The following is a 25,870-nucleotide window of genomic DNA, read 5'->3' as shown; positions in this document are numbered from 1 at the left end:
AAATAGGTAGATTTTACATGAATATAGTAGGTGGAATCAAGCTCCCCAAATCTGTCGCGACTTCGGCTTTATACGTACAGTGCAATGAAGCGGCATCTATAAACTACCAGGAAGATGACAAAAAAGTTGTCCTGCGTCAGGGGGGTATTGTATCCTCAAGTTCTTACTTTAATTCATTTTACGAGAAGTATTATACTAAATATACAACTATTAGGTCTATCTACTATGTGCTGAAACTTGAAGGCGATTTTAAAGTTTCTGTTTGCCGAGAAGTTAATGGAAAAAACAACAGAGAAGTTATTGGCGAACATAACTTTGAAAACTGTCAATTTTCAGAGCCTGTCAAAATTCCCCCAATAAATCTGCTCGATAATGAAAACGCTGGCAGAATATATTTTGAAATAACCTGTTCTAGCGAACGGGGTGCTTTTAAAGAGGCGTGGATAGCAACGGATGAAAATAAAATCCGAGAAGTATCGCTAGCAATTACCATTTGCACCTACAAAAAAGAGGATTTTATAAAAAATACCTTAGCTGCGATTTTTCAAAATGAATTACTGCAAACTAAGGACTTCAAATTATTTGTTGTTGATAATGGTAGAACTTTAAACGAAGCTGATTTCACACATCCAAAGCTGAAACTGGTTCCCAATATAAATGCGGGTGGAAGCGGTGGTTTTACTAGAGGGTTAGTTGAATCTTTAGAGGAGAACGTCTACTCTCATTTTTTGCTGATGGATGATGATATAGAGCTAGAAAGTGAATGTATTTATAGGTTGTTTGCTTTGCATGAGTACGCCAAGACAGATTTTGCAGTAGCTGGCGGACTGCTCGATCTGCAGAATAAGCATATGCTGTATGAAGCAGGGGCATCGTACAACGCCTATTCTAAAAATAGAGGATTTGGACCTGGGTCATTAACTGCTTTAAATTATAATATCGATCTACGCAGTTCTAGTTCTCTCAACAAGTTATTGGTTGAAGAAAATATCGATTATGGCGGATTTTGGTTTTTCTCTTTTTCTAAGGAACTTGTTGAACAAATTCAATTGCCGCTGCCTTTCTTTATCAAAATAGATGATGTAGAGTTTGGTTTGAGAATAAAAGAGCTGGGCAAGAACATTGTAGCTTTTCCCTCACTGGCGGTGTGGCATCTACCAGCTTCTGCCAAAAATTTAAATTGGGAAACTTATTATTACACTCGCAACGATCTAGCCGCTTACGCTATTCACTATTCCCTCAAATATACGGATGCAGTAAAGCATCTGACAAAAGTCATAATTCGGGCTTTAGCAACATTTGATTGCGATCGGGCGCTGGTGGCCGTACAAGCTTTTGAAGACTATATGAAAGGCCCAGATTTTCTCAAAAATACAGACCCAGAAACCTTCCACTCAAGCATTCTCAAGCTGAGTAAAAGCTATAGCAATCAACAGCAAGTAGATAAATTAGCTGGTGTTAAACTTTTGACTAGGTGGTTTAAAGTTGCGGCTCAAAGTCGCAGTGAATGGTCATCGGTAAGTACGCAATGGAAAAGTGCTTCAAAGGAGATTACATCTACTATATTTTGGCGGCAATACCTTGGGCTAAAGAACTAGGATTGAAAGCCTTCATCGGTTGATGGCCGACAGCTTCGATCGCCAGCAACTCAACTATTCACAGCAAAAGCGCCTTGGGATTAATTGCGGTAAGCTGTTCTGCATTTAAATTGTATAGCATATTCCATTTATATGTGGTACACACAATCTTCTAGCAAGTAAGGTGCGTCGCCATCAAAAATCTGCAAGTTTTATCCCAGATATCGCAGCGACGCACCCTACAGTTCACTTCGTTTTTATAGGGGCAATCCCACGCCCGGTTGCCCCGGTTTCAACCGCCGAATCATAGAGGGGGTAACAAGGTCGGACACGATCTCAGATGGAACTTAGATATTGCACCATTGTCAATAATCCTTTTATGAACAGGCAAGATGCCTGTTCCACAAGAAAATTTATCTCTTGTGGAACGGGCATCTTGCCCGTTCTTGAGAATGGTGCAAGATATCAGATGGAAGCAACTTGAGTTAAATGATTACATATTCTTCGGTAAATCCAGTTTTACTAACTTGTGGTTCAGCTTCTACAGGGTCGCTATAATGAGTATTAATGTGTGCGATCAAAGCTTCCCGATAAGCTTGGAGATGGGAGTTAAGCGATGCTACATCCTGTTGCTGCGCCACATAACTTTTGTCGGTTCTAAATAAACCTGATTCTTTCACAAAAGCCATATCTATTTGCCACAAAGCTCCATCCAGCAGGCGGTATCCCAAGTCTACAATATCGTAGGCGGCGAATCCTTGGGATTTCATAAAATGAATTATATCATAGATTTGACCGAACAAAGTAACTTCGACAATTACATATTCTGTCTGCTGCAAAATCCCAGTAGCGCCTGCTAAAACATCTAATTCGTTTCCGTCTACATCGACTTTAATTAAATACGGGCCTGGCAAATTTCTTTCGCGGCATATTTCATCCAGCGTAATTGCTCGTATGTTCCTCAAGTAGGGATTGCTGCTGTCAGCATTGACACCTTGGGAAGCAGAAGAGTGTATCAAACCGGGGCTGACACTGAGGGTGAAAATTCCCGATGCTTTGGTAGCAGCGGCAATGATGTATTCTGCGCTTTTGAGCTGGCGGCAAATTTTGGCGAGGTAGGGTTCGTTTTCGGCGATGGGTTCAATTAACAAATGTCGCGCATCGGGGAAAGTTTCGTAAAGGTCAAAAGTTCCCAATGCCGCACCGACATCAATCACAGTTTTAGGTTCAAAACCTAATCTTTTTGCCGCCCGGAGGCTGCCTGACATAGTGTTTCTGGGAATTTCTCTTTGTTGTTGGTTATTCATATTTATCCTGATTTCAAGAAGGCGATCCTCTTCTGCAAGCTTCGCTAACGCGCTTGACCTACCTGTGCGGGTAAGGTGCGCGCTGCACACCCTACAGATAGAATTTTTGCGTAATTCTTGTCCTTATTTCGCCGACTTCTGCGATTTGTTTTCCGGTTCTACAGATTGCAAAGCTTCGTCGAGAATTGCCCGCGCCACCTCGGCTTTGCCCCTAGCATCTCGATAGCGGACGTTAGCTTGAGCGAAGTTTTTCAGAACCTTAAAACCGTCTTTGAGACTGGCAATTTCCTCGGCCGTCACAGCCTCATCTGTAAACAAAATGTCGATCGCCGCCCGGATTTTGAGGGCTTCTTCGCGGGATTCCATGACTTTCAATTTGAGACTTGCCAAATTGCTCAAAATCTGTACGGCTTCAGTAATCGCGTCCTCGCCGTCTGACGCAGCATCTTCGATATCCTTAACTTCAACAAACTGCTTGGGCCCAAATCCCTCCACGAGTTCCGTAGGCAGCTTGCCCTCATCCATGAGTTCCATCAGCCGATCCATCGCTTCTTCGCGGGCTTTGGCTGAATCTTTCCCTTTGACAGTTAAAATAATTTCGGGGCTTTGAGGAAGTGTATAGCGAACCATATTTTGACAGCCTGTGCGCGAAAACAATTGAATGATATTTTATCTTTATTCGATCGCCAGTTGCAGCTATCAATCCGCTCAATTACCAACCGCTTGCCAAAACTTGACACATATACACTCAAAAGGAACCCTCGACAATGAAAGATAAATTTCTTAACTTGCTCAACTTGATTCTAGTAGCTGATGTATTTTTCGTTTTTGCCAGTTTTGCGTGGTTTGCGATCGCAGTTGCGGGTCGATCGACCGGGGTGAATCTCGGTTTTGATTTGTGGTACAGTCTCTGGCAGCCCGTATTTAATCCCGCCCTCGGAATTCTTATGGGCGGTGCTATTCTCAGCGGTATAATTAACCAAGTTTCTAAACGCCTCAATCCGAAGTAAAATTGATGTTTTGTGGCAGACAGTGATTGGCGATGCTACTTAGTTGGCGATCGAACTTGTAGGGTGCGTCAGAGATGAGGCACTAAATTAGGTCGATCGAGCTTGAAAATAAATAAGTAGTCAAAAGCGAGTGAAACGCTCCCCGAAGGAGCGATATCTTATGAAAGCCATCACAAAAGTTATGATAGCTTTACATTCTGTTACAGGGTAAAGTTTATTTTCGCCTACCTATTTTACGTCGAAAATAAGGATTGGACGATCGGGCTCTAAAAATATCAACTCATGTTCTGAGTAACAAAAGTCGGACATTAATTATGGGAGAACAAAAATGTATCGGTATCCTCACCAGCGGAGGTGACTGTGCAGGCTTAAACGCAGTTATTCGAGCCGTTGTCCACCGCGCAACGGGAACTTACAGTTGGAAAGTGATGGGGATTCGTCAAGCCACCAACGGATTGATGAGTCGTCCCCCTCAAGCAATTCCCTTGGATATTGAGAAAGTAGACTCGTGGCTCACCGTTGGCGGTACGATGCTAGGCACGACAAATAAGGGCAACCCTTTTGCTTTCCCGATGCCTGATGGGAGTCTACGCGATCGTTCTGAGGACATTATCGAAGGCTATCATCAACTAGGTTTGGATGCTTTAATTGGCATTGGTGGCGACGGCAGTCTCGCCATTCTCAGGAAAATTGCTCAACACGGCAATTTGAATTTAGTTGCTATTCCTAAAACTATAGATAATGATGTCGGAATTACCGAGCGTTCCATCGGTTTTGATACTGCTGTCAATATTGCCACTGAAGCACTCGATCGCTTGCATTTTACTGCGGCAAGTCACAGTCGCGTCATGATTGTTGAAGTCATGGGACGCGACGCCGGACATATTGCGATCAGTGCCGGAATTGCTGGGGGAGCTGATATAATTCTGATTCCCGAAATTCCTTACAAAATTTCCCAAATTTGTGCCCAAATCCAAGATCGCCAAGACCGGGGAAAAAACTACTGTTTAATTATAGTAGCGGAGGCAGTTCGCACTGAAGCAGGCGAGTTAGTAATGCACACAAATCGCTTAGGTCAAAGTCGATTAGGCGGAATTGGTCAGTATTTAGCTGATACAATCTCTGAGTGCAGCGGTGCAGAAACTCGCGTCACTGTTTTGGGACATATTCAACGCGGAGGAACTCCTTCATCGCTAGAAAGATTAATTGCTTCTGCTTTTGGCGTCGCAGCAGTTGATTTGATTGCCGAAGAGAAATACGACTGCATGGTATCTTGGCAAAAGCGCGAAGTTGTGAGCGTTCCGCTGGAAGATGCGATCGCCAAATACCGACCTGTAGACTTCAATGGTACTCTGGTTAAAACGGCCCGCGGTTTAGGGATTTGTCTGGGAGATTAAACAATTACCCGTCCGATTTCTCAAAGATTTAGTCCGGGACGCCCTCAAAACCAATAAACCGGGTTTGTCAACCGAGACTGAGAGTTTTAAGCCAGTGTATTGTCGTAAAAAAACCAAGCTGATGACCGTCCGTGCTTCCAGGACTAAGATTAACCTGGAAGCAGCACCGGAATGATATAGAGGACACGGCAGTGCCGTGTCCCTACAATCGATCGCGGTAGGGAAACGGCACTGCCGTGTCCTCCGTTTATATCATTCCGATGAAGATCCCAATTGATATCAACTATTTAGTGTAACTTGCAATCAGTTCCGAGCGAGTATCGACCCAGAGTGCGATCGCGCTCGGAACTACAAAATACCGCAACAAGTGGAAAGGTGAGAAATTGACACCATTTACTACACAAATTAGAGTGCGACATTATGAAATGGATGCTCTCGGTCACGTAAATAATGCTGTTTACCAGCATTATTTAGAACACGCTGCGATCGAACATTTAGAACATTTGGGATTTACACTCGATCGCTACCGGGAATTGGGCGGCGTTTTTGTAATGCGGCGGATAGAAATTGACTATTTGCGATCGGCAGCCGCGGGCGATCGACTGGAGATATCCACTTGGATCGAACAAATGCGCGGCCCGCGTGCTGTGCGCCGCTACGAAATTCGCTTAGCTGGAAATGACGAAAAATTGTTAAAAGCAGAGGCGCTTTGGGTTTGGGTTGAAGTTACTACCATGCGCCCGCGAGCAATTCCCAAAGAAATAATTGATGTTTTTCAATCGCAGTTTCAAGCATTACCAACACCCACAAAAAATTAACTCTTATATTTAAAAAGTGCTGTAAAAATCTCCCCGTTTGTAGTGAGGGCTTGGGCCCGATATTCCCCGTTTGTAGAAGTACAAAAAGTTGATGTTCGCCAGGGCCGCAAATCCCGATCGCAAAAAGTCGGATTGCCCGCCTGCCAGTTTGGAGGCCGCAGAGGTACGATGGAATATAGGGAGGGATGCCAAGCCCGGTAAGGTTAAGCTTGGTGACAATACCCACAGGAAGGAAAAAATGACACTTAACTTGCGGCGACCGATTTTAATTGGCGGAATAGGACTTTCAGCAGCGCTGTGGCTGCTGGAAACTTTACAGCATTCGGGCTCAGAAATGGGCGAAACGGCACTCATCGGCTTGGCGGCTGCCGGTGCGGGGTATTGGTGGTGGAAACAACAATCCCCCAAACTCGAACTCGCACTCCCAGACCCCCTAGCCAACAGGGAAGCAGCCGAAAAAGCGATCGCGGCGGCCGAAGCCACAATTAATTTGCTGGCTTCAGAAGCTCAAAAATCGCCAGATCCGGCTAATCTAACAGCAAAGCTCGATCGGCTCAGGGCCGAATTAGACAGACAAGATTTGCGGATTACCGTCACAGGCGGCAAAGCTGTCGGCAAAACTGCCTTAATTCAAGTTTTAAGTTCTAATTGGGCATCTCAACACCCGCAAAAGCTGAGTTTCCCAGAAACAGCACCGCTGTTTGCTAATACAAATGCCGATGCCCAAATCGGCGGTGATTTAGTGCTGTTTGTGACAGCGGGCGATATCACAGATTCCGAATTTAAAACATTATCTCAGCTAGCGTCCGCAGGTCAGCGCGTGCTGCTAATCTGGAACAAACTAGACCAATATTTGCCAGAACAGCAGTCGCAGGTTTTGCACTCTTTGCAGCAGAAAATGCAAGGAATATTGGGGACAGAAAATATAATTGCGATCGCCGCTTCTCCCAATTCTATTAAAGTGCGGCAGCACCAAGCTGACGGCACTGTTCAAGAACGGATCGAAAATCAAGTCTCTCAACTCGACGCGCTGACGGCAAGATTGACTAAAATCTTAACGGAAGAACGGCAACAGTTGGTCTGGGCGAGTGCAGTGCGCGAAGCTGCAAGTATCAAATTAGAGGCGAAAACCTTCTTAAATGCAGTCAGGCGCGATCGGGCAATTCCGATTATCGAACAATATCAGTACATCGCCGCCGCCGCCGTCTTTGCTAACCCAGTTCCCGCTTTAGACTTGCTAGCAACAACCGCCATCAGCACCCAACTCGTAATCGACCTTGGCGCTATCTACCAGCAAAAGTTTTCCTTAGACCAAGCTAAGACAGTAGCCGCAACTTTGGCCAATCAAATGTTCAAATTGGGATTAGTAGAACTGTCTACTCAAACTATTACTGGACTGCTTAAAAGCAATGCCGTCACCTATGTAGCAGGAGGCGCGGTGCAGGGAATTAGTGCAGCATATTTTACCAGAATAGCAGGATTGAGTTTAATTGAATATTTCCAAAGTCAAGAACTGGAAAATGCTGCAATAGGCATTCTAAATATCCACCAGTTGACTAAAACTTTGCAAACAGTATTTACGCAAAATCAGCAAGTTTCCTTCTTGCAATCTTTCATCAACCAAGTGGCGAGTCGCCTTTCATCTCAGGTATCTGGGCCTGAAACCGTTAAGTCGGCGGTCAATTAAGTAAAATAAAGGAACAGGCTCTTGGGCCTGTTCCACAAGACAGTTTTTTTTGTTGTGGAACGGGCAAGATGCCCGTTCCCGGCAGATCCGGGGAACCAGTTAATATTTTCCTTCTTCCTTCTATTATACAATCAAAGAAAGTTTGCACGATGATACAAACTCAACCAAAAATACTAACCTTTGAACAATTTCTAGAAGACAAACCCGAGAACAAATCCTACGAACTTCACGACGGGGTAATGGTTGAAATGCAGCCAACAGGAGAACACGAAGATATCACAGCATACCTTGTTCAAGAATTTACGCTGCTCTATACCCAACTGCAACTTCCATACCGCATTCCCTCGAAAGCGCTAGTTAAGCCACCAGCTAAAGATACAGGATATATCCCTGATGTTTTGTTATTAAACCGTCAGGCTTTAGCATCCGAACCCCTATGGTTGAAGTCAGCAACAATAACCCAAGGAACCTCTATCCCGCTACTTGTTGAAGTTGTCAGTACCAACTGGCGCGACGATTATCTAAAAAAGTTGGCAGATTACGAAATGATGGGAATTCTCGAATATTGGATTGCGGATTATGCTGCATTCGGCGGAATACGTCATATTGGCGACCCCAAAGAACCCACCCTCTCGGTTTGCCAGCTTGTGGACGGAGAGTATAGGATTAGACAGTTCAGAGGGAGCGATCGCATTATTTCACCTACATTTCCCAATATGGAGCTCAACGTTGAGCAAATTTTCCGAGGCGGAGCCTAGTTTTAGGGAAAAGAACAGGCAAGATTCCTGTTCCACAAAAATTTTTTGTTACTGTGGAAAGAACAGGCAAGATTCCTGTTCCACAAAAATTTTTTGTTATTGTGGAACGGGCATCTTGCCCGTTCAATATTTTTTGGAAAACTCACAACTAAAAAGTTATAAATTTATAAAAAATTGTATTAAAATAAGAAATAGAATTTATAATTCGACGCTAAATTATACTTGCTTAAAAAAGCCGATCACCAATGGCTGACAATTCCATTCAAGAAAATCGTTTATCCCTAGCCCGCGCCAGTTTGCGCCAATCCCTGGCGCGCTATTCCCACCTGCGCCAAGGCAAAAAAAACTCTAACAATACAGAATTAGAAGCAACCCTGCAAAATCAGTTAGATATCCTAACCTCCACCTCGGAAAAACTCGACCACAACGTCATTCGCATTGCTACTTTCGGCCTAGTCAGCCGCGGCAAATCAGCCGTATTAAACGCGCTTTTAGGTCAAAAAATCCTGCAAACAGGCCCTCTCAACGGCGTGACTCAGTGGCCGCGTTCCGTGCGCTGGACAATTCCTTATCTTCCCGTCGCAGAAGACAGAGAAAAAATCCAAGTAGAATTAATTGATACTCCCGGACTTGATGAAGTTGGCGGCGAAGTGCGCGGCGAAATGGCGAAACAAGTAACTCGCCAAGCCGACTTAATTCTGTTTGTTGTTGCAGGCGATATCACCCGCACAGAATATCAAGCACTGTGCGAATTGCAAACAGCTCAAAAACCGCTGATTTTAGTTTTTAATAAAATTGACCTGTATCCAGAATTAGACAGAAAAGCTATTTACCAAAGTTTGCAAGCGCTGGGAAATTCTGAAGAGTTAGCAGCCGCTGCGGTAACAGAGGAAACAGATAGCGAAAATTTGTCCGATCGCCCAAACAACCCATCTCATAAATCTACTGCAAAATCACCGCTTAAAACTGCCAAATCTTTAGAAATAGTCATGGTAGCCGCCGAACCCGCGCCGGTGCAAATACGGGTGGAATGGTCAGACGGAAGAGTAACCAACGAATGGGAATCGCCGCCCGCGCAGATAGACGAACTAAAACACATAATTTTGACAATTCTTAACAGAGAAGGTCGATCGCTCCTCGCCCTCAATGCTTTAGTTGAAGCTAGAGATGCCGAAGCAAACATTGCCCGTCAAGTTCTCAAATTGCGACACACAGAAGCCGAAGATTTAATCTGGCAATTTGCAAAATATAAAGCTTTGGCTGTGGGTTTAAATCCGGTGGCATTCTTGGATGTAATGGGAGCAACTGTCGCAGATTTAGCCTTAATTCGCTCTTTATCCAGACTTTACGGTTTACCCATGACTGGTTACGAAGCCGGGAAACTTTGGCAGACTATTTTCTCCAGTGCTGGCGGCGTACTTTTGGGAGAATTAGGTAGCAGTTTCCTGTTGGGATTCGGCAAAAGTGCTGCCGTTGCTGCTCCGCAAATCGGCTTTTCTACTTTTGCCGGAGTCGCTGTCACTCAAGCTAGTTTAGCAGCTTACGGAACCTACGCTGTCGGTCGCGCCGCCCAAGTTTATTTAGAAAAAGGCTGCACCTGGGGCCCCCTGGGACAAGATACGGTAATTCAAGAAATTCTCGCCACCATCGAGCGAAATACAATTATCGATCGCTTGCAGCAAGAGTTTAAAATATGACACAAACAACAGCCATTACTGAAATCATCCAAACTTTAGCAGATGTTGAATCTCGATTCAATATTACGCGAACTGAATCCGAGGGATTTTTCCCTGAATGGTATGCAGATTTACCCGAAATTACAGAAGTCGATAAAGCCGCTCTCAATTTAATTCGGCGGCGATATCTTTATCATTTAAATGATGGAAGCCTTACAGAAGGAACAGTCACGCTAATCATGGGTTCGCCTCTATTGGAACGAGCGGGTTTTTACGATCCACCTTTTAAAATGACTGCTAAAAAATCTGTACAAATTGTTTTAGATGACGAGGATGATGAAGTAGAAACTCTCAAGGGACGGATTGATGTTTTAGTGATGCAAAATCAGTTTTGGGTGACACTCTTAGAGTCGAAGCGCACCACCATTTCAGTAATGTCTGCACTTCCCCAAACACTAGCATACATGACCGCCAATCCCCGCAAGGATAGACCGAGTTTTGCTGCCATGACAAATGGCAGTGAAATTGTATTCGTCAAGCTAGACTTTCAGAATCCACCTAAATATGACTTATCAAGAATCTTTTCACCTGTTCCTCTAATGAATGAACTTTATACGGTTCTTCAAGTCTTGAGAAAAATTGGTCAACTGATATCAATTCCGGTGGCACCGGAATGACATAAACGGAGGACACGGCAGTGCCGTTTCCCTACCGCGATTAATTGTAGGGACACGGCAATGCCGTGTCCTGATTGTGGGTAATATTAATTCCGATGCTACCTGATTTGATATGATTCCCAATTCTTCAATCTAAAATCTAAAATCTAAAATCTAAAATCTAAAATCGAATTACCGTCTCGCGATGCTAACACCTTCCCTAAAATGAGCGATCGTTGCAATTACCGCTATAGAAAAGTAAAATATTCTAATCAGCCAAAAACAAACCCGCATTGACCAAGAAACAATAGTCGGAGCAATACCTGTGAACTGTACAAATCTGGAATTAACTTTTTTTTCAAAACTGTCGAGGTCTTTCATCTCAGATTGTTTCGTCGGAATAACCGGAAACTGACCAGTATATACGTAATAACCGATAAAACCACGCAATCCTACCTTTCTATTCAAAAAAGAGTTAGTTAATGTTGCAGTTTCTGAAGGCGATAAGTTATCCGATTCTCCTACTTTTTCCAGCCAAGAATTATATCTGATGGCTGGCGTAATCATGAAAACTAAGGGAACTATAACTATCAACAAAGCCGCACTAATTTTGCGGCCGTATTTAGGGTGTAGAAGATTGGTCGCCACACCCACTCCCATACCGATAAATGCAAATATCAATATATTTAACAGTTCAATAATTTCGATGCCTCTCAACAAATCGCCGATAATCAGAATTGTATATAATAATTTGTCTGCCAGTAGCAAAGCTGCCCATTTGATGACAATTGAAACGCCTACAATAGTAGCTACAATCGCCACATACCCGATGGCACCTAGAACGTACAGTAAAATAGAACCGACTTGTTTTAATGATTGCATGGAATTATTCACTCTTGTGAAAGTTGAGGAGTCCGATTGACAAAACAACTTTAAATTTTAGATTAATCGGGAGTTCCAAATTTGACTTTTAAAATTGATTAGCTTGAGATATTGAAATCAATCTACAATCTACAATCTACAACCTACAATCGATCGACAAGTTCCCCCGCTGCCGCTTTGGTGACTTGTGCGATCCGTTCCTTCACAACACCCTCTTCGTTAGCGCAGCCCTCGAAGAGGATCGCCCTCGGCTCTGGTTCTTGTTCGCGATCGATCCCCAACCATAAAAGATACTCGATATTACCGGCCGGGCCAAGTAAAGGCGACCACGTTAAGCCCCTTTCCTGCCATCCTAAAGCTGTGGCTGCCTTCCACACTTGAAAAATCGCATCAGCTTGAGTTGCTGAGTCTCGCACTACGCCTTTTTTCCCGACTCTCTCGCGCCCAACTTCAAACTGCGGCTTTACCAGCAACACCGCTTCCTTGGGTGGTGCCAACAATTCCCACAGCGCCGGTAAAATCTTATCCAGGGAAATAAACGACACATCTACTACCGCCAAATCTGCTCGCTCAGAGTCGCCATAAAGCTCAGCAGCAGTCATGTACCGCAAATTGGTGCGTTCTTTCAAAATCACCCTCGGATCGTTCCTCAAGCCCCAATCTGCTTGACCGTAGCCAACATCTATGCCGTAGACTTTGGCTGCGCCGGCTTGCAACAGACAGTCGGTAAAACCGCCTGTGGAAATGCCGCCGTCGAGACAAATTCTGCCTGCAACTGGAATAGCAAAAACTTCTAAAGCTTTGGCTAATTTGTCGCCACCTCTAGAAACATAGCGCGATCGCTCTTTAATCTGAATTTTTGCTGCAATGTCAACCTCAGTGCCCGGTTTGTCAACTACCTGCTGGTTGATAGAGACTTTCCCAGTCCGAATCAAGGCCTGAGCTTGCTGTCTGGAACTGCACAAATCTAGGCTGACCAATAAAGTGTCTAGTCGCTGTTTAGCCAAGGTTTTTAATCTGTACGGATAGGGTTAAGAACAGTACCAGATTAGCACTTACGCACAAACCAGACTGCGAATTTTTGGCGACCATTTTGGTTTTTCGAGCGTCGCGGGGCGATCGCCCCCACCTCACATTATGTGACTGAGATCGCTCCGATTGTGTAGTTTTATCACAGATAAACCGTCATAGAATCACACCAAAATTTGGGCGACTGGCGGATGATTTAGATGCAGCTAAAAGCGCTACAAATAACATCAGGGCGATCGAGCATGAAAACAATTAATTTTCCTATCAGAAATGCGGGCAATTGTCAAGAAAATCCCCTGGCTTTCATCAGCGGTGATATCATTCACATTCTTTACCCCAACGGCGAAGTAGAAGCAAGAACCGCCGAACAAGTCGATCTGGGCCAAACCCAAATTCCCCTCGACAAATGCCTCGTCTGGGGATGTGTTGGCGATTTTTAACCCATAAAAAAAGATCGCTTGGAGGCTGTGATGCCAAAAAGAGCGATCGATCCAACTGCTGCTAACTGCAAGCGAGAAGTGCAATTTGCTGCTAAAAGAACTAGCAAATTGACTTAAATATCTTGTTCGCTCAATTCGCGAATCAAGTAATCAAAAGGCTGCTCCAAAAAAGACCCTACAGACAAGCCAGCAGCTTGCACTTGAGCCTTAACCATCTCCTTCATAATGCTAATCCCCATCACCGTCGGGCCAATGGGAACGCTGAGAGAATTGTAAGTTTCCCGCAAACCTTGCAGCACGCGCTCGTCGAGCACATCCGTACTTCCAGCCACCAGGGCGTAAGTAGCATAGCGCAAGTAGTAGTCCATATCCCGCAGACAAGCCGCGTAGCGGCGAGTCGTGTAGGCATTTCCGCCCGGACGGATCAGTTCCGGCTGTTCGGCAAATAGCTGAATACCAGCTTGCTTGACAATTGTCGCAGCATTGCTGTTAATCGCTGCCGCAGCCTGTACCCGTGCCGTGCCCGTTGCAAAATAAGATTTCAACCGATCGATACCATCCCGGTCTAAATACCTACCAGCAACATCATAATTTTCAATCAGACTCGTCACTGCATCGCGCATAAGTTTCTCTCCCAAAAATCTTTATCAATACTTTGCTATCTGAGACAGACCGCCTATTGTAGACTACTACAAATCGGCGTTTGATTAAGATTTGAGATAAGATTTTCTGACTACCGGTTAATCCCCGGCAGAAAAACCCCAATTCTGGCAAATGCCTTGTATCTTTTGCCGAAAGTATCTACAGGGCAAGAGTTAGGAACTGTTGGGCCACACAGGGCAGCAAATTTCAAATTTTTGTAGCAAAAGATACAAAAATCGAGGTAATGAATGCCTATCATCGCCCAAATAGTCTGAAATCTGCGATCGCCAAGAAACAACCAATATCAGGAGTAAGTCATGTTCCAGACACCCCAAGAAGCCTTAAACTACATAAAAGAAAATAAGATCCAGATCGTTGACCTCAAATTCATCGATATGCCGGGGATCTGGCAACACCTTTCCCTGTACCACGACCAAATCGACGAAACCGCATTCACAGACGGCGTACCCTTCGACGGTTCCAGCATTCGGGGCTGGAAAGCCATCAACGAATCAGACATGACGATGGTCATCGATCCTACCACCGCCTGGATCGACCCGTTCATGGCAGAACCGACCATCAGCTTCATTTGCAGCATCAAAGAACCCCGCACGGGGGAACCGTACAGCCGCTGTCCCCGCACCATTGCCCAAAAAGCCATAGACTACTTGCTTTCGACCGGTCTCGGCGATACAGCATTCTTTGGCCCGGAAGCAGAATTCTTCATTTTTGACGACGTTCGCTTCGACCAAACCCAAAATTCCGGCTACTATTACGTAGATTCGATCGAAGGTCGCTGGAATTCCGGCAAAGAAGAAGCAGGCGGCAACCTCGGCTACAAACCCCGTTACAAAGAAGGTTATTTCCCAGTAGCACCAACCGATACCTCTCAAGACATGAGAACGGAAATGCTGCTGACAATGGCAAAATGCGGCGTACCAATTGAAAAGCACCACCACGAAGTCGCCACCGGCGGCCAGTGCGAACTCGGTTTCCGCTTTGACACTTTGGTAAAAGCCGCCGACTACTTGCTGACTTACAAATACGTCATCAAAAACGTCGGCAAAAAATACGGCAAAACCATCACCTTCATGCCCAAACCGCTGTTTAACGACAACGGTTCCGGGATGCACGTTCACCAGTCGATTTGGAAAGACGGCCAACCTCTATTTGCAGGGGATCAATATGCAGGTTTCAGTCAAATGGGACTGCATTACATAGGCGGCATTCTCAAGCACGCACCGGCACTTTTGGCACTTACAAACCCCACCACCAATTCCTACAAGCGTTTAGTTCCGGGCTTTGAAGCGCCTGTAAACTTAGCTTACTCTCAAGGGAATCGATCGGCATCAGTGCGGATTCCGCTGTCGGGAACCAACCCCAAAGCCAAGCGGTTAGAATTCCGCTGCCCCGATGCCACTTCCAACCCCTATTTAGCATTTGCAGCAATGCTGTGCGCCGGCATAGACGGCATCAAGAATCAAATCGATCCGGGCGAACCTTTGGACGTGGATATCTACGACCTTTCCCCTGAAGAATTGAGCAAGATTCCTTCAACTCCCGGTTCCTTGGAAGGCGCTTTAGAAGCTTTAGAAAAAGACCACAGTTTCTTAACAGAAACCGGGGTATTTACCGAAGACTTCATCCAAACATGGATTTCCTACAAACTCGACAATGAAGTCAACCCGATGCGGCTGCGTCCTCACCCCTACGAGTTTGCTCTCTACTACGATTGTTAGATAGTGAATAATCCAACCTGAACAATTGAGAATTCTCATTGTTTGTCGTTGATGTCTAATCGAAAAAAAGGTCGCCCTTGCAGGCGACCTTTTTTAATAATTTATGCGAGCTCAAAATTTTCTATCAAGTCCGGTGGCATCCTTCATGTATTGATCTGTGAGCGTCCATAACCGTGCTGTACTTCTTCAATTTGGTTAACCCACATTAGCTTCTGAGCTAATCTTTGATCGACCTGCGCTCTAGGGTAGCTCTCTCTCCTCCAACAACAACTTTTCAGCGACTTGAGAACCATACACATGGGTTAACAACGTTGGCAACCATTTATTTCGAGTGATGTCTGGGGGATTCACACCACAAGCCAACAGAAGGTCTCGCAAACGCTTAAACAAACCATACACCTGCTTGTCTAAATCCGGGACAGATCCTCGAATCTCTTCGATAAACTCTAGCGATCCACCCAGCAATCCAAAACGTTCATGTGATTTCATCAGCCCCCACTTACCTTGGGCTGAATAGATAAGGCTGTCTGAAGTATAAGGATTTATACCCAACCTCGGTCCAATTAGCCTATCTTCTTCTGTTCCAGAGTACCCCTCAAGAAACTCTGATAATGAGATATAACAGTGACTGAATTGATCGCTTGGGTATCCTGTAGGTAGTAGTGAGATATAGGAGCCAGTATCACCTAAATTTACTGCTGCATTAATTAGTGAATCAATCAGGAGAAGGTCATTTTTACCGTCACAAGGATAGATAATTGTACGTCCTATCACCTGTGATGAAAAAGGTTCCTTAAACGGATTGTCGTGAACAAAAATTTTCCGAAGGAAAGGCTCTGCTTCTAAATGAAATTCATCTTCAGTGAGAGTGTGCATATAATTGAGTCTTGTTATTATTTCCATTAAGTCCATAATCTCAAATCTAAAATCTCAGATGGGATGACCGTCTATCCCCCTTGCTGGCGCGGTGTTGCTGTTGTGGTAAATTAGCAATTTGCAGCAATTAGCAACTAGCAGATAATGTCGGATATTTTTGTGATGGTACGCAATCAAAATAACCTGGCAATGACTTCAGTTGATGGCATTGCCTTCATTACTTTACTAAATCGGGACGGACGGGTACTGGCCGAAGAGACAGTGGCTTTGATGGAGGCAGATGCGGGATTTGATGACTTGGCAGCAGGACAATATACTGTAATAGTTAGGCATGAACGGGTTGAACCGCGATCGGCCACCTGGGATGTCACAATCACCAATGAAGATCAAGTAATCATACTGACATTTGTCTATCTAGAACCGGAACGGGTACTGCTTCGCATTCTAGCTACTGTTGAAGAGAGGTTATGACAATGACAGCTAAAGTTATTCCATCACACTCAATTAAAATGTTTCGCTATCGAGTGCATTTCTTGGCAAAAGACCTTTGGAAGGAGAAAAACCCGGTTGGTCGAATGAATCTGGCTTTGCAGTTGGCGGATGCGGCGAGTACGCTGGCTAGGCTGGAAGTCGAGGAGGCACGAAAATTTCAAGAAGAGTCGGCTTCGGATCTGGTTTCAGACTCAACTGAGACTTAATATCAACTTTGGACATCGGGCATCGGGAATAGGCCATTGGGAATAGGGTATTGACAACAAAATTCTAACTTGCTTTGTGAATTAGCAACCCAAAAAACTGCGTTACACTTATATAGGTATCTTTACAAAACAACATAAAAATATGACAGTTGCCTATCCCCGCAAGCTGCGCAACGCAATGGGAGCGCGCGAGATTTTAGCTCAAGTAGTGCGCGATCGCGAAATTCACCTGATCACCCTCAACCGCTACCGCTACAGCGAACAGCGCAGTTGCAAAGACCTCACCGACTTGATCGAACGGCTAGACGGCAATCCGCCAAAACTCGTGCGCGACCTCTCTCGGCACATTTCCGACGAAGCGCGGCACGCTATGTGGCTTACCGACTTGCTGGTAGACATCGGCCAAAATGTGGGAACGCCGCCGGGAGTCTCCTACATTGACGAATTTGAAAGGTTGCTCGACAGCGAGCAAAAAGACCCCGCCCAAGACCGCGAAGACTTTGTAATTTCTTCCCTAGCCGCGATTAACGTCACCGAGAAGCGCGGATGCGAGTATTTCGGCGCGCACATCCACGCCCTCAAACAGGCTCCCCAAACCGACGAAAACGTCAAAATCCGGGAAACAATCGAAAAGATTTTTCCCGAAGAAGCAGGCCACGTCCGCTGGGGCAACCGCTGGCTGGGAAAAATAGCGGCCGAAAGCCCGGAAAAGCGCCAGAAAGTCGATCGGGCAAAACGCAAGTATGCGGCGATCGAACAAGCAGCTTTTGAATCGGGAATGGATATCATGCTGGGGGCAGAACTCCGCCGCGTCACCCGCCTGGTAGACATTGCCAACACCATGCCCATGTGGGAACGCCCGCAATACCTGATGGAACGCTTGCCCAGAACCCTGCTGGCCCCGGATCTGCAAATGACCAGAGTCGATGTAGCTCAGCGGGCCTGGAACCGCGACCCGCAGGCATTTGTGGAGAAATTGGTGCCCATGTTCCTCAACGGCTTGAATACCATTGAGAAGAAGCCGGCGGCGGCTAAGCCCAAGGCTTAAAAACGATTGCTGGCCCGGTTTATGACTCGGCGGTTGATACCGCTCCTACACAAACGAAGTCTGCCGGCGCAGACTAATAAATTTACTGGTTCCCAGGCATAGCCTCGGAACCAGTTATTTAAAGTCATAATTTTAAGCTTTAGCAAGTAAACTGATTATTGGAATAGTTTTCCGTCTAAATATAATCATGACTACCAGCGAGCCGAACCCACAAACAGTTTCCGCAGAAAGCCTCTCAAGTGAAAGCGCGATCGCCGATGCCCAGGTCGAAAAAGCCACAGCAGTCAGCTATGCAGAAGAAATTGAAACTGTGATCGCCAGCATGGCTGTAGACCAAAAAGTGATGGTCGGTCAAAATGAAGCTGGCGGACATCTTTGGAAATTCAAGTATGGCAGTGTCGAAGTGTTCGTGCAACTCACGGGCGAAACCGAAGATGATACTTTAACTGTTTGGGCTTTTGTACTGCAATTGCCGGCGAAGAATGAAGCTCAATTAATGCGGAAAGTTCTAGAAATGAATTGGCTGTCTACTTTGGAATCTCATTTTGCGATTGTTGACAATCAAGTTGCGGTAATATCGACTCGGACGATCGCCGAAATCTCGGCCGGGGAAATTTCTCGGGTTATTACTATTGTCGCCACGATCGCCGATGATAACGACGACGCGCTCCAAGCAGAATTCGGTCAGTAGTCATTAATTAACAGTTAACAGTCAACAGTTAACAGTTAACAGTTAACAGTTAACTAATATGCAGGTCCTGCGAGCCACGAAATAGCGATTCCCAGCCCTAAACCGACAAGCACTTGAAAAGGAGTGTGTCCCAGCAACTCTTTCAGGCGAGCTTCGTTAAGGTTGTGATCTGCCTCAAAAAATTCATCAACAATTTGGTTGAGGATGCGAGCTTGCTTGCCGGCTGCTTGGCGGACGCCAGCAGCGTCGTACATCACAATAATCGCAAAGATCGCAGCGATCGCAAAGTCTGGACTTTCCCATCCCATCGTTTGTCCGACTCCAGCAGCCAAAGCGCCCACAAAAGACGAGTGAGCGCTGGGCATTCCCCCCGTTGTTACCAAATACCGAAGATTAAACTTGCGATTTTTGACCAACTCGATCGGCAGCTTCAGGATCTGAGCCGCCAGACAAGCCAGCAAAGCAACCACGAGTACATGATTGTTTAATATGCCGCTGCAAATTTCCTGCATAGTGTTTGGTTATTCTAGTTACTGCGGCTGGTAATAAAATCGGCGATCGCCAGCAGCGGTAGAGCTTTGCTCCCAAACACTGCCAATTGAGCCTTAGCATCAGCAACAAGCTGCGAAGCTTGGCGCCGAGACTCCTCAATTCCCCACAAACTCGGATAAGTGACTTTCCCTGCTTGAACATCTTTGCCAGCAGTTTTGCCCAGTTCTTCTTGGGTAGCAGTAATATCCAGAATGTCGTCAATTATCTGGAAAGCCAGCCCAATATTTTGAGCGAAACGAGACAGCCGCTGCAAATCGGCAGCCGAGGCCCCAGCCAGAATTGCCCCACAAACTACGCAGGCCTCTAACAGCGCGCCTGTTTTGTGAGCGTGAATGTAATTCAAAGTTTCCAGAGAAACATCTGTCTTTCCTTCCGATTCCAAATCAACCACTTGACCGCCTACGAGTCCAGCAGCACCCGATGCCCGCGCTAAATGGGCGATCGTCTGCAACACCTGCTGGGGGGGTACGTTCTGAGTTTTAGTGGCGATAAATTCAAAAGCATAGGTCAGCAAACCATCGCCAGCCAAAATGGCGATATCTTCACCGTAGACTTTGTGGTTCGTCAGTTTGCCGCGCCGATAGTCGTCATTGTCCATTGCCGGCAAATCGTCGTGGATCAGCGACATCGTGTGGATCATTTCCAAAGCGCAAGCTGTCGGAATTGCCATGTCGGCAGTGCCGCCTGCGAGTTCGCAGCTAGCCAGACACAGGATCGGACGCAGGCGCTTGCCCCCCGCTAGCAGCGAGTAGCGCATTGCTTCGTAAATTTTCTCTGGGTAGATGACCGGGAGTGCACTGTCGAGAGCTACCTCGATCGCCTCTTTGCGCTTGACTAGATAAGTAGATAAATCGAAAGAGGATTCCGGTTGGGACGAACCCAATTCTGTTGCCAATACCATCCCTTGCTCTCTTGTACTGAATAGTTACGTGGGATATTGTGAGCCGTTCGGGTCGGATCGTGCCGACTTTTACGGCGGTAGTTGCTCGAACTCCGAGCATCAATTAATCATTCTACGGGTGTTGTTGCACAGAAAATCTTTGAGTTTTGATAACTTTGTCAAATTACCAGTCAATCTAAAATTTACAATCTCAAATATCAAATCCGCTGCTGCAGTCTGGCGACTTCCAAAAACCGCTGCACGGCCTCCGTTGGATCGCTGCGCCAAATCAGAGCGATCGCCACAATGCAGGTTGATTCTGGCAGCGCTTTGTAAACAACCCCGCTGCGCTGGAAATTTTGCATCGACGCCGGGACGATCGCCACTCCCATCTCGGCGGCTACCAGACTCACAATGGTTTGCATTTGAATTGCTTCTTGAGCTGCGATCGGGCTAAAACCTGCTTGTTGACAAAGACTGACGATCGCATCGTAGAGTCCCGGAGCCTGGGAACGCGGAAACAAAATGAACGGTTCCGTGGAAAGTTGGCGTAATTCCACCTTCGCGCGATCGGCCGCCGGATGCGTTTCTGGCAGTGCCACGATCAGCGGTTCTCGAAAAACGATTTCAGAATTTATCCCGTCTTCCTCAACCGGAGGGCGCACGAAGCCGATATCAATTTGCCCGAACCGCAGGCGCTGCAACTGTTCGTTTGTCGTCTGTTCGTGCAGTTCGAGCTTGACGGCGGGACACCGAGTGCGAAACGCCTGCAAAATCGCTGGAACAACATTGTGGGCTGCAGAACTCACAAAGCCGATCGTCAGTTGCCCGAGTTCGCCCCGACTGGTTTGTCGGCCGAGTTGAATTGCTCGATCAACTTGCAGCAGAATTTTCCCGGCCTCCTCGAAAAAAACCTGTCCCGCAGCCGTTAACTGCACCGTCCGCTTGGTGCGGCGAAACAATTGAAACCCCAATTCTGCCTCCAAATGCTGGATTTGTTGGCTCAGCGGAGGTTGGGCAATATGCAGTTTTTCCGCTGCACGAGTGAAATTCAGTTCCTCTGCAACTGCAATGAAATAACGCAAATGCCGAAGTTCCATAAGTCCCCACGATTGATATTTTAAAAGTATAAGTGGTTAGTTAAACATATATTGGACATTGATGATGATATTTCATACAGTGATTAGTAGGCGAAGTTGAGAATTAAACAATGGCTAATTTGGATATCAAAATTAGAGAAGCAGAGCTGGCAGATTTGGAATTAATCGTGGATTTTATTTCGCAAAAAAGCGACTTTGATGGATCTAAAAATTTCTTAGCAGCAACAGCAGATAAATTGCAGCCAACTTTGTTTTGCCAGCCTCCGCTAGTGCGGGTTTTGTTGGCGGAAGTTGCGGGAAAAGCGGTAGGATTTGCTATGTTTTATTCCTCCTATTCAAGTTTATTGACGCAGCCGTGCCTTTGGCTTGATGATTTATTTGTGCAAGCTCCTATGCGCGGTATGAGAGTCGGTACAGCGCTGTTAAAGTATTTGGCACAAATTGCTGAGTCAACAAATTGCGGGCGTATGGAATGGACTGTTAATACTGCCAATGCGCCGGGAATTGCTTTTTATGAAAAGCAGGGAGCGCGCATTTTGGAAAATATTAGAGTTTGCCGTATTGATGGGGATGCAATTGGTCTGCTTGCTGGCCAATAATTTAATAACTAACCGCTTTCGTCGCGTTAGCGGGCGCGTTAGCCTAGGAAACGAAGAGAAGGAAGAGAAGAGGGAACAAGAGATGTCACAAACTTATTGGAATACAAGTCTTTACGAACAACAGCACGCTTTTGTTTGGCAATACGGTGAATCGCTGTTGAAATTACTTGCTCCTCAAGCTGGAGAACGTATTCTAGATTTGGGCTGCGGTACGGGACAATTAACTCAAAAGATTGCTCAAAGCGGTGCTTCTGTGCAAGGTATTGATTCATCTTTGTCGATGATTTCCACGGCAAAACTTAACTATCCTCACATTAACTTCTCTGGCGCAGATGCGAGGAGTTTTCAAGTAGAAGAGCCGTTAGATGCTGTGTTTTCTAATGCGGTTTTGCACTGGATTAAACAGCCGGATGCTGTGATTAATTGTGTGCAAAAAGCGCTGAAGCCGGGAGGGCGTTTTGTCGCTGAGTTTGGCGGTAAGGGGAACGTGGGGGCGATCGTCCGCGCACTTTTGAGTGTTTTGTCAGAAATTGGCTGCCAGGAGCCTGAAGCGCTTAATCCTTGGTATTTTCCGAGTATTGGCGAGTATGCTGGGCTTTTGGAAAAGCAGGGATTTGATGTGGGTTATGCGGTTTTGTTCGATCGCCCGACTCCCCTAGAAGGTGGCAGCGCGGGTATGGTAAATTGGATTGAAATGTTTGCTGGCGGGTTTTTGTCGGGGTTGTCTGATGATGTGCGATCGCAGGTAATTAACGCAGTTGAAGAACGTTTGCGGCCGGCGCTTTACCGCGATGGTAATTGGATTGCAGATTACCGCAGAATTCGCGTTGTTGCTATCAAACAGTAGGGTGCGTCGCTTCCTGAAAACTAGATCGATTTTTCACCAGAATTTTCGACAGGGATGCACCCTACGTTAGGTGTATTTATAATGACTAATTACTACTTAATACTGTAACTCGAAACGGTATTTTCCAAAAGCATAGCAACAGTCATCGGCCCGATTCCTCCCGGCACCGGCGTGATAAATTCGGCTACTGTTTTAACAGCATTAAAATCAACATCTCCGGCCAAACGACTCGTACCGTCTGGATTGACAACGCGGTTAATACCGACATCAATTACTACCGATCCAGGTTTGACCATATTAGCTGCAATCATTTCTGTGCGGCCGACTGCAGCTACTAAAATATCGGCTTGGCTGGTAATCGATTCTAGGTTTTGCGTCCGCGAATGAGCTACAGTAACAGTACAATCGGCTTCTAACAGCATCAGCGCCATCGGTTTACCCACCAAAATACTCCGTCCCAAAACTACAGCGTTTTTTCCTTTCAAATCAATCTGGTATTCTTGCAATAACCGCATCACTCCGGCGGGAGTACAACTCCGCAAACCTTCTTCCCCGCGCACCAAGCGGCCTAAATTTACAGGGTGAAGTCCGTCAGCATCTTTATCGGGGGCAATTTGGTACAGCAGCGCAATTGCATCTAAGTGTTCTGGTAGCGGTAATTGAACTAAAATGCCGTCTACCCGATCGTCCTCGTTGAGCGCATGAATTGCAAGTTCCAGTTCGGCTTGAGTGGCGTTTGCTGGGTAATGCTGGCCGAAGGAAGCTATGCCAACTTTAGCGCAGGCTCGCTCTTTGTTGCGCACGTAAGCCGCGCTGGCCGGGTTGTCCCCTACCATCAGCACCGCAAGTCCCGGAGGACGCCCGTTTTGGGGCTGTAGGGCGCGGACTCGATCGCTCAGCTCGGTTTGAATCTTTGTCGCTAAAGCTTTGCCATCTAGTATTTGAGCAGTTGTGGCATCCATTGTAGACTCTGGGTTAGGGGCTGACGATTTTAGATTTTAGCTTAATCCCCGTCAAGGATTACACTAGAGAAATTTCTTACTTGCGATCGATTCTTGGGATTCTGTTAAAGTAAGTCGTATCTCAAATCTCAAATCAGTTGACCAATGACTACTGCAATTAAGCAAGTTTGGGTTCAAAGATTCTGCACCGGCTCTTTGTCGCTAATCCTCGCCAGCGGTTTTTTCAGTTGTGGCAATTTACCTCTGTCTCAACTCAATCTTGGTTTTAATGTGGCTAGCATTAGCGACGTTCAACAAAAGCGGCAAGTGGATGCTGAAGTTTATCTCCGGGGAAAGGTGGAAAATCGCGCTCCGTTTGTGGGGAATGCGGCTTATCAACTTGAGGATGGTACTGGCAGTATTTGGATTTTAACTAAGCAAGCTTTGCCCCAGCTTGGCGATGAAGTGTTGCTGAAGGGAGAAGTCCGCTACAAGAGTATTACTCTTAAGGAATTGGCAGGAAAGGATTTAGGTGAAGTTTATGTTGAGGAAATGGAACAATTAAAGCGCACTCCCGCAGCTAATAAATAACAATACGAAGATGCTAATTTATTTCCACAAGTAAGTCTATTTCATAAAAATTAAAGGTTTCTAGTTGTGATTGGGCGAGTGGGAGCTGTTTATTTATCTTCAAAGTTCATTAACCCTAATATTATGGTCTGGGCGGGTTTACCTATATTTTTGGTTAATTTTACAGATGTTGGTGAACCGGCTCCTACAGCAATTTGTTCCTTCTCTCTTCTTTGTAACACATGACTAAAATTCACGTTGCGATCGCGATTTTGTACCGAGACGGCAAGTTTCTCTGCCAGTTGCGGGACGATATTCCTCATATCAGGTATCCCGGACATTGGGCTTTGTTTGGCGGACACATTGAACCTGGGGAAACTGCGGAAGTTGCTGTACTGCGGGAATTGAAAGAAGAAATTAGTTATGCTCCTGCAAGTGTTTCTTTTTTCTGTTGCGATACAGAAGCAGATGTTGTTCGCCACGTTTTTTATGCACCACTTAGTGCGGATGTCAAGGATTTAGTTTTGCTGGAGGGTTGGGATATGAAGTTGTTGACACCGGAGCAGATTCGGGCTGGAAAATGCTTTTCTCAGAAGTCAGGAGATGTGCGACCTTTTGGCATTGCTCACCAGCGTATTTTATTGAATTTTATTGAGTCGATTTGAGAAAATTCCGCCGCGCACCCTACTTTGGAGGGGTTGGAACAGGGAGATATTCGTAAGGTGCGCCCGGTCGTGCACCCTACATTGCAGGGGTTTTAAAATTTAAGACCGAGCCGCAATCATTCCCGTTTGGCGCGCGTAGTCAAACAGCCCTCCGGCATCAATTACGGGCCCTACTTCTCCTAAAGGTTTGAGCGAGCAAGTTCGATCGAGAGTGTGGTTGACAATTACCTCTGCTGTAAAGTCGATCGTCACTTCTTGACCGGTTACAAATAAGTCGCAGAGCCGATCGACCGATTCGATCGGGTACAATTCTCCAGTAGCCGAGCAATTGCGAAAGAAAATGCGCGCGTAAGACAAAGCTACCACCGCTGTGACGCCTGCGGCCCCCAGAGCGATCGGAGCGTGCTCCCGCGAAGAACCGCAGCCAAAATTTTCGCCCGCAATGATAATCGGATACCGGGTTTTCTGTTCGCCGGATTCGATAAACTTACCGTAGCGATCGGGCAACCCAATCATCGCGTAACTGCCTAGTTTCTCGTACTCGTCCGGCTTTGAGGGAACCAAGGTTAGGTATTCGGCTGGGATAATTTGATCTGTATCGATGTTGTCGTCTACAACAAAAATTTGACCGCTAATTACTTTACCCATAGTATATTTCCTGTTGGCCTCGCTCGATGCTGTGGTGATAAATTTAAGTGGATCGGTATGCAAGATTTGCACCTGTTCATTTTAACCTGGCAGTGTCAGTGATAACCTGTATGAGTAAAAATTAGATCCGAGACTTT

The 25,870-nt window shown here is 45.9% G+C and carries 29 protein-coding genes; 18 read left to right on the top strand and 11 right to left on the bottom strand.

The window, feature by feature from the left end; all coding sequences use genetic code 11:
- The first annotated feature begins 17 nt into the window (after nt 1-17).
- Nucleotides 18-1,598, top strand: a complete 1,581-nt coding sequence (locus QUA02_RS19725) for a glycosyltransferase family 2 protein (protein WP_333030060.1) — start codon at nt 18-20, stop codon at nt 1,596-1,598.
- Nucleotides 1,599-2,062: 464 nt separating this feature from the next.
- Here the strand turns inward: QUA02_RS19725 and QUA02_RS19720 are convergent, their stop codons facing one another.
- Together QUA02_RS19720 and QUA02_RS19715 are read right to left on the bottom strand one after the other, a co-directional pair.
- A complete protein-coding gene (locus QUA02_RS19720; protein ID WP_333030059.1) occupies nt 2,063-2,884 on the bottom strand; it encodes an FkbM family methyltransferase in 822 nt (273 codons plus the stop codon).
- A 123-nt stretch (nt 2,885-3,007) separates the two neighbouring features.
- A complete protein-coding gene (locus QUA02_RS19715; RefSeq protein WP_333030057.1) occupies nt 3,008-3,514 on the bottom strand; it encodes a hypothetical protein in 507 nt (168 codons plus the stop codon).
- A 110-nt stretch (nt 3,515-3,624) separates the two neighbouring features.
- On the opposite strand from QUA02_RS19715, the gene QUA02_RS19710 reads away from it, so the two are divergent.
- The 7 genes from QUA02_RS19710 to QUA02_RS19680 all read left to right on the top strand — a co-directional run bounded on the left by QUA02_RS19710 (nt 3,625) and on the right by QUA02_RS19680 (nt 10,907).
- Nucleotides 3,625-3,894 (top strand): DUF8620 family protein, encoded by a 270-nt coding sequence (locus QUA02_RS19710; RefSeq protein WP_510182596.1) that lies wholly within the window; start codon nt 3,625-3,627, stop codon nt 3,892-3,894.
- Between the two features lie 314 nt (nt 3,895-4,208).
- The gene (locus QUA02_RS19705; protein WP_333030055.1) at nt 4,209-5,291 is read left to right on the top strand and encodes an ATP-dependent 6-phosphofructokinase; all 1,083 of its coding nucleotides are present in this window, start codon (nt 4,209-4,211) and stop codon (nt 5,289-5,291) included.
- Between the two features lie 383 nt (nt 5,292-5,674).
- The gene (locus QUA02_RS19700; RefSeq protein WP_333030054.1) at nt 5,675-6,109 is read left to right on the top strand and encodes an acyl-CoA thioesterase; all 435 of its coding nucleotides are present in this window, start codon (nt 5,675-5,677) and stop codon (nt 6,107-6,109) included.
- 238 nt (nt 6,110-6,347) lie between these two features.
- Nucleotides 6,348-7,796 (top strand): YcjF family protein, encoded by a 1,449-nt coding sequence (locus QUA02_RS19695; protein WP_333030053.1) that lies wholly within the window; start codon nt 6,348-6,350, stop codon nt 7,794-7,796.
- A gap of 149 nt (nt 7,797-7,945) precedes the next feature.
- Nucleotides 7,946-8,554: a Uma2 family endonuclease gene (locus QUA02_RS19690; protein ID WP_333030052.1), complete on the top strand. Its 609-nt coding sequence runs from the start codon at nt 7,946-7,948 to the stop codon at nt 8,552-8,554.
- A 245-nt stretch (nt 8,555-8,799) separates the two neighbouring features.
- Nucleotides 8,800-10,251 (top strand): DUF697 domain-containing protein, encoded by a 1,452-nt coding sequence (locus QUA02_RS19685; RefSeq protein ID WP_333030051.1) that lies wholly within the window; start codon nt 8,800-8,802, stop codon nt 10,249-10,251.
- Complete coding sequence (locus QUA02_RS19680) at nt 10,248-10,907, top strand: type I restriction endonuclease subunit R (protein WP_333030050.1); 660 nt, start codon at nt 10,248-10,250, stop codon at nt 10,905-10,907. Before QUA02_RS19685 ends, QUA02_RS19680 begins: the two co-directional genes overlap by 4 nt.
- 171 nt (nt 10,908-11,078) lie before the next feature.
- Here QUA02_RS19680 and QUA02_RS19675 read toward each other — a convergent pair whose 3' ends face one another.
- Both QUA02_RS19675 and QUA02_RS19670 read right to left on the bottom strand, forming a co-directional pair.
- Nucleotides 11,079-11,768: a hypothetical protein gene (locus tag QUA02_RS19675; protein WP_333030049.1), complete on the bottom strand. Its 690-nt coding sequence runs from the start codon at nt 11,766-11,768 to the stop codon at nt 11,079-11,081.
- Nucleotides 11,769-11,911: 143 nt separating this feature from the next.
- A complete protein-coding gene (locus QUA02_RS19670) occupies nt 11,912-12,775 on the bottom strand; it encodes a TlyA family RNA methyltransferase (RefSeq protein WP_333030048.1) in 864 nt (287 codons plus the stop codon).
- A 222-nt stretch (nt 12,776-12,997) separates the two neighbouring features.
- Between QUA02_RS19670 and QUA02_RS19665 the strand changes: the two genes are divergently transcribed.
- Nucleotides 12,998-13,237 (top strand): hypothetical protein, encoded by a 240-nt coding sequence (locus QUA02_RS19665; protein WP_333030046.1) that lies wholly within the window; start codon nt 12,998-13,000, stop codon nt 13,235-13,237.
- A 113-nt stretch (nt 13,238-13,350) separates the two neighbouring features.
- On the opposite strand, the gene apcB is transcribed toward QUA02_RS19665, so the two are convergent.
- Nucleotides 13,351-13,860 carry an allophycocyanin subunit beta gene (gene apcB, locus QUA02_RS19660; RefSeq protein ID WP_333030045.1) on the bottom strand — a complete coding sequence of 170 codons (510 nt, stop codon included), beginning with the start codon at nt 13,858-13,860 and terminating at the stop codon, nt 13,351-13,353.
- Between the two features lie 336 nt (nt 13,861-14,196).
- Here apcB and glnA point away from each other — a divergent pair, with 336 nt between their 5' ends.
- Nucleotides 14,197-15,618 (top strand): type I glutamate--ammonia ligase, encoded by a 1,422-nt coding sequence (glnA, locus tag QUA02_RS19655; RefSeq protein ID WP_333030044.1) that lies wholly within the window; start codon nt 14,197-14,199, stop codon nt 15,616-15,618.
- 240 nt (nt 15,619-15,858) lie between these two features.
- Here the strand turns inward: glnA and QUA02_RS19650 are convergent, their stop codons facing one another.
- The gene (locus tag QUA02_RS19650) at nt 15,859-16,530 is read right to left on the bottom strand and encodes a hypothetical protein (RefSeq protein WP_333030043.1); all 672 of its coding nucleotides are present in this window, start codon (nt 16,528-16,530) and stop codon (nt 15,859-15,861) included.
- A 108-nt stretch (nt 16,531-16,638) separates the two neighbouring features.
- Between QUA02_RS19650 and QUA02_RS19645 the strand changes: the two genes are divergently transcribed.
- The 4 genes from QUA02_RS19645 to QUA02_RS19630 all read left to right on the top strand — a co-directional run bounded on the left by QUA02_RS19645 (nt 16,639) and on the right by QUA02_RS19630 (nt 18,931).
- On the top strand, nt 16,639-16,965 hold the full coding sequence (locus tag QUA02_RS19645; protein ID WP_333030042.1) for a hypothetical protein: 327 nt from the start codon (nt 16,639-16,641) through the stop codon (nt 16,963-16,965).
- A gap of 2 nt (nt 16,966-16,967) precedes the next feature.
- The gene (locus QUA02_RS19640; RefSeq protein WP_333030041.1) at nt 16,968-17,192 is read left to right on the top strand and encodes a hypothetical protein; all 225 of its coding nucleotides are present in this window, start codon (nt 16,968-16,970) and stop codon (nt 17,190-17,192) included.
- A gap of 142 nt (nt 17,193-17,334) precedes the next feature.
- The gene (locus tag QUA02_RS19635) at nt 17,335-18,240 is read left to right on the top strand and encodes a ferritin-like domain-containing protein (RefSeq protein WP_333030040.1); all 906 of its coding nucleotides are present in this window, start codon (nt 17,335-17,337) and stop codon (nt 18,238-18,240) included.
- A gap of 187 nt (nt 18,241-18,427) precedes the next feature.
- Complete coding sequence (locus QUA02_RS19630; protein WP_333030039.1) at nt 18,428-18,931, top strand: YbjN domain-containing protein; 504 nt, start codon at nt 18,428-18,430, stop codon at nt 18,929-18,931.
- Nucleotides 18,932-18,984: 53 nt separating this feature from the next.
- Here the strand turns inward: QUA02_RS19630 and QUA02_RS19625 are convergent, their stop codons facing one another.
- From QUA02_RS19625 to QUA02_RS19615, 3 genes are all read right to left on the bottom strand, one after another.
- Nucleotides 18,985-19,443 carry a divergent PAP2 family protein gene (locus QUA02_RS19625; protein ID WP_333030037.1) on the bottom strand — a complete coding sequence of 153 codons (459 nt, stop codon included), beginning with the start codon at nt 19,441-19,443 and terminating at the stop codon, nt 18,985-18,987.
- Nucleotides 19,444-19,457: 14 nt separating this feature from the next.
- Nucleotides 19,458-20,384 (bottom strand): geranylgeranyl diphosphate synthase CrtE, encoded by a 927-nt coding sequence (gene crtE, locus QUA02_RS19620; RefSeq protein WP_333030036.1) that lies wholly within the window; start codon nt 20,382-20,384, stop codon nt 19,458-19,460.
- 197 nt (nt 20,385-20,581) lie between these two features.
- Complete coding sequence (locus QUA02_RS19615; RefSeq protein ID WP_333030035.1) at nt 20,582-21,463, bottom strand: LysR family transcriptional regulator; 882 nt, start codon at nt 21,461-21,463, stop codon at nt 20,582-20,584.
- A gap of 110 nt (nt 21,464-21,573) precedes the next feature.
- On the opposite strand from QUA02_RS19615, the gene QUA02_RS19610 reads away from it, so the two are divergent.
- On the top strand, nt 21,574-22,062 hold the full coding sequence (locus QUA02_RS19610; RefSeq protein WP_333030034.1) for a GNAT family N-acetyltransferase: 489 nt from the start codon (nt 21,574-21,576) through the stop codon (nt 22,060-22,062).
- A gap of 82 nt (nt 22,063-22,144) precedes the next feature.
- A complete protein-coding gene (locus tag QUA02_RS19605) occupies nt 22,145-22,909 on the top strand; it encodes a class I SAM-dependent methyltransferase (protein ID WP_333030033.1) in 765 nt (254 codons plus the stop codon).
- A 92-nt stretch (nt 22,910-23,001) separates the two neighbouring features.
- Here the strand turns inward: QUA02_RS19605 and folD are convergent, their stop codons facing one another.
- Nucleotides 23,002-23,871 (bottom strand): bifunctional methylenetetrahydrofolate dehydrogenase/methenyltetrahydrofolate cyclohydrolase FolD, encoded by an 870-nt coding sequence (gene folD, locus QUA02_RS19600; RefSeq protein ID WP_333030032.1) that lies wholly within the window; start codon nt 23,869-23,871, stop codon nt 23,002-23,004.
- A 144-nt stretch (nt 23,872-24,015) separates the two neighbouring features.
- On the opposite strand from folD, the gene QUA02_RS19595 reads away from it, so the two are divergent.
- Both QUA02_RS19595 and QUA02_RS19590 read left to right on the top strand, forming a co-directional pair.
- Nucleotides 24,016-24,441: a DNA-binding protein gene (locus tag QUA02_RS19595; protein WP_333030031.1), complete on the top strand. Its 426-nt coding sequence runs from the start codon at nt 24,016-24,018 to the stop codon at nt 24,439-24,441.
- Between the two features lie 221 nt (nt 24,442-24,662).
- Nucleotides 24,663-25,085, top strand: a complete 423-nt coding sequence (locus QUA02_RS19590) for an NUDIX hydrolase (protein ID WP_333030029.1) — start codon at nt 24,663-24,665, stop codon at nt 25,083-25,085.
- Between the two features lie 99 nt (nt 25,086-25,184).
- Here the strand turns inward: QUA02_RS19590 and QUA02_RS19585 are convergent, their stop codons facing one another.
- Nucleotides 25,185-25,733: a LeuD/DmdB family oxidoreductase small subunit gene (locus QUA02_RS19585; RefSeq protein WP_333030027.1), complete on the bottom strand. Its 549-nt coding sequence runs from the start codon at nt 25,731-25,733 to the stop codon at nt 25,185-25,187.
- Nucleotides 25,734-25,870 lie beyond the last annotated feature (137 nt).

The organism is Microcoleus pseudofavosus SVA1_A4 (genome assembly GCF_036700565.1).
GTDB lineage: Bacteria > Cyanobacteriota > Cyanobacteriia > Cyanobacteriales > Microcoleaceae > Microcoleus.
This window is presented reverse-complemented; position numbering and strand designations above follow the sequence as displayed.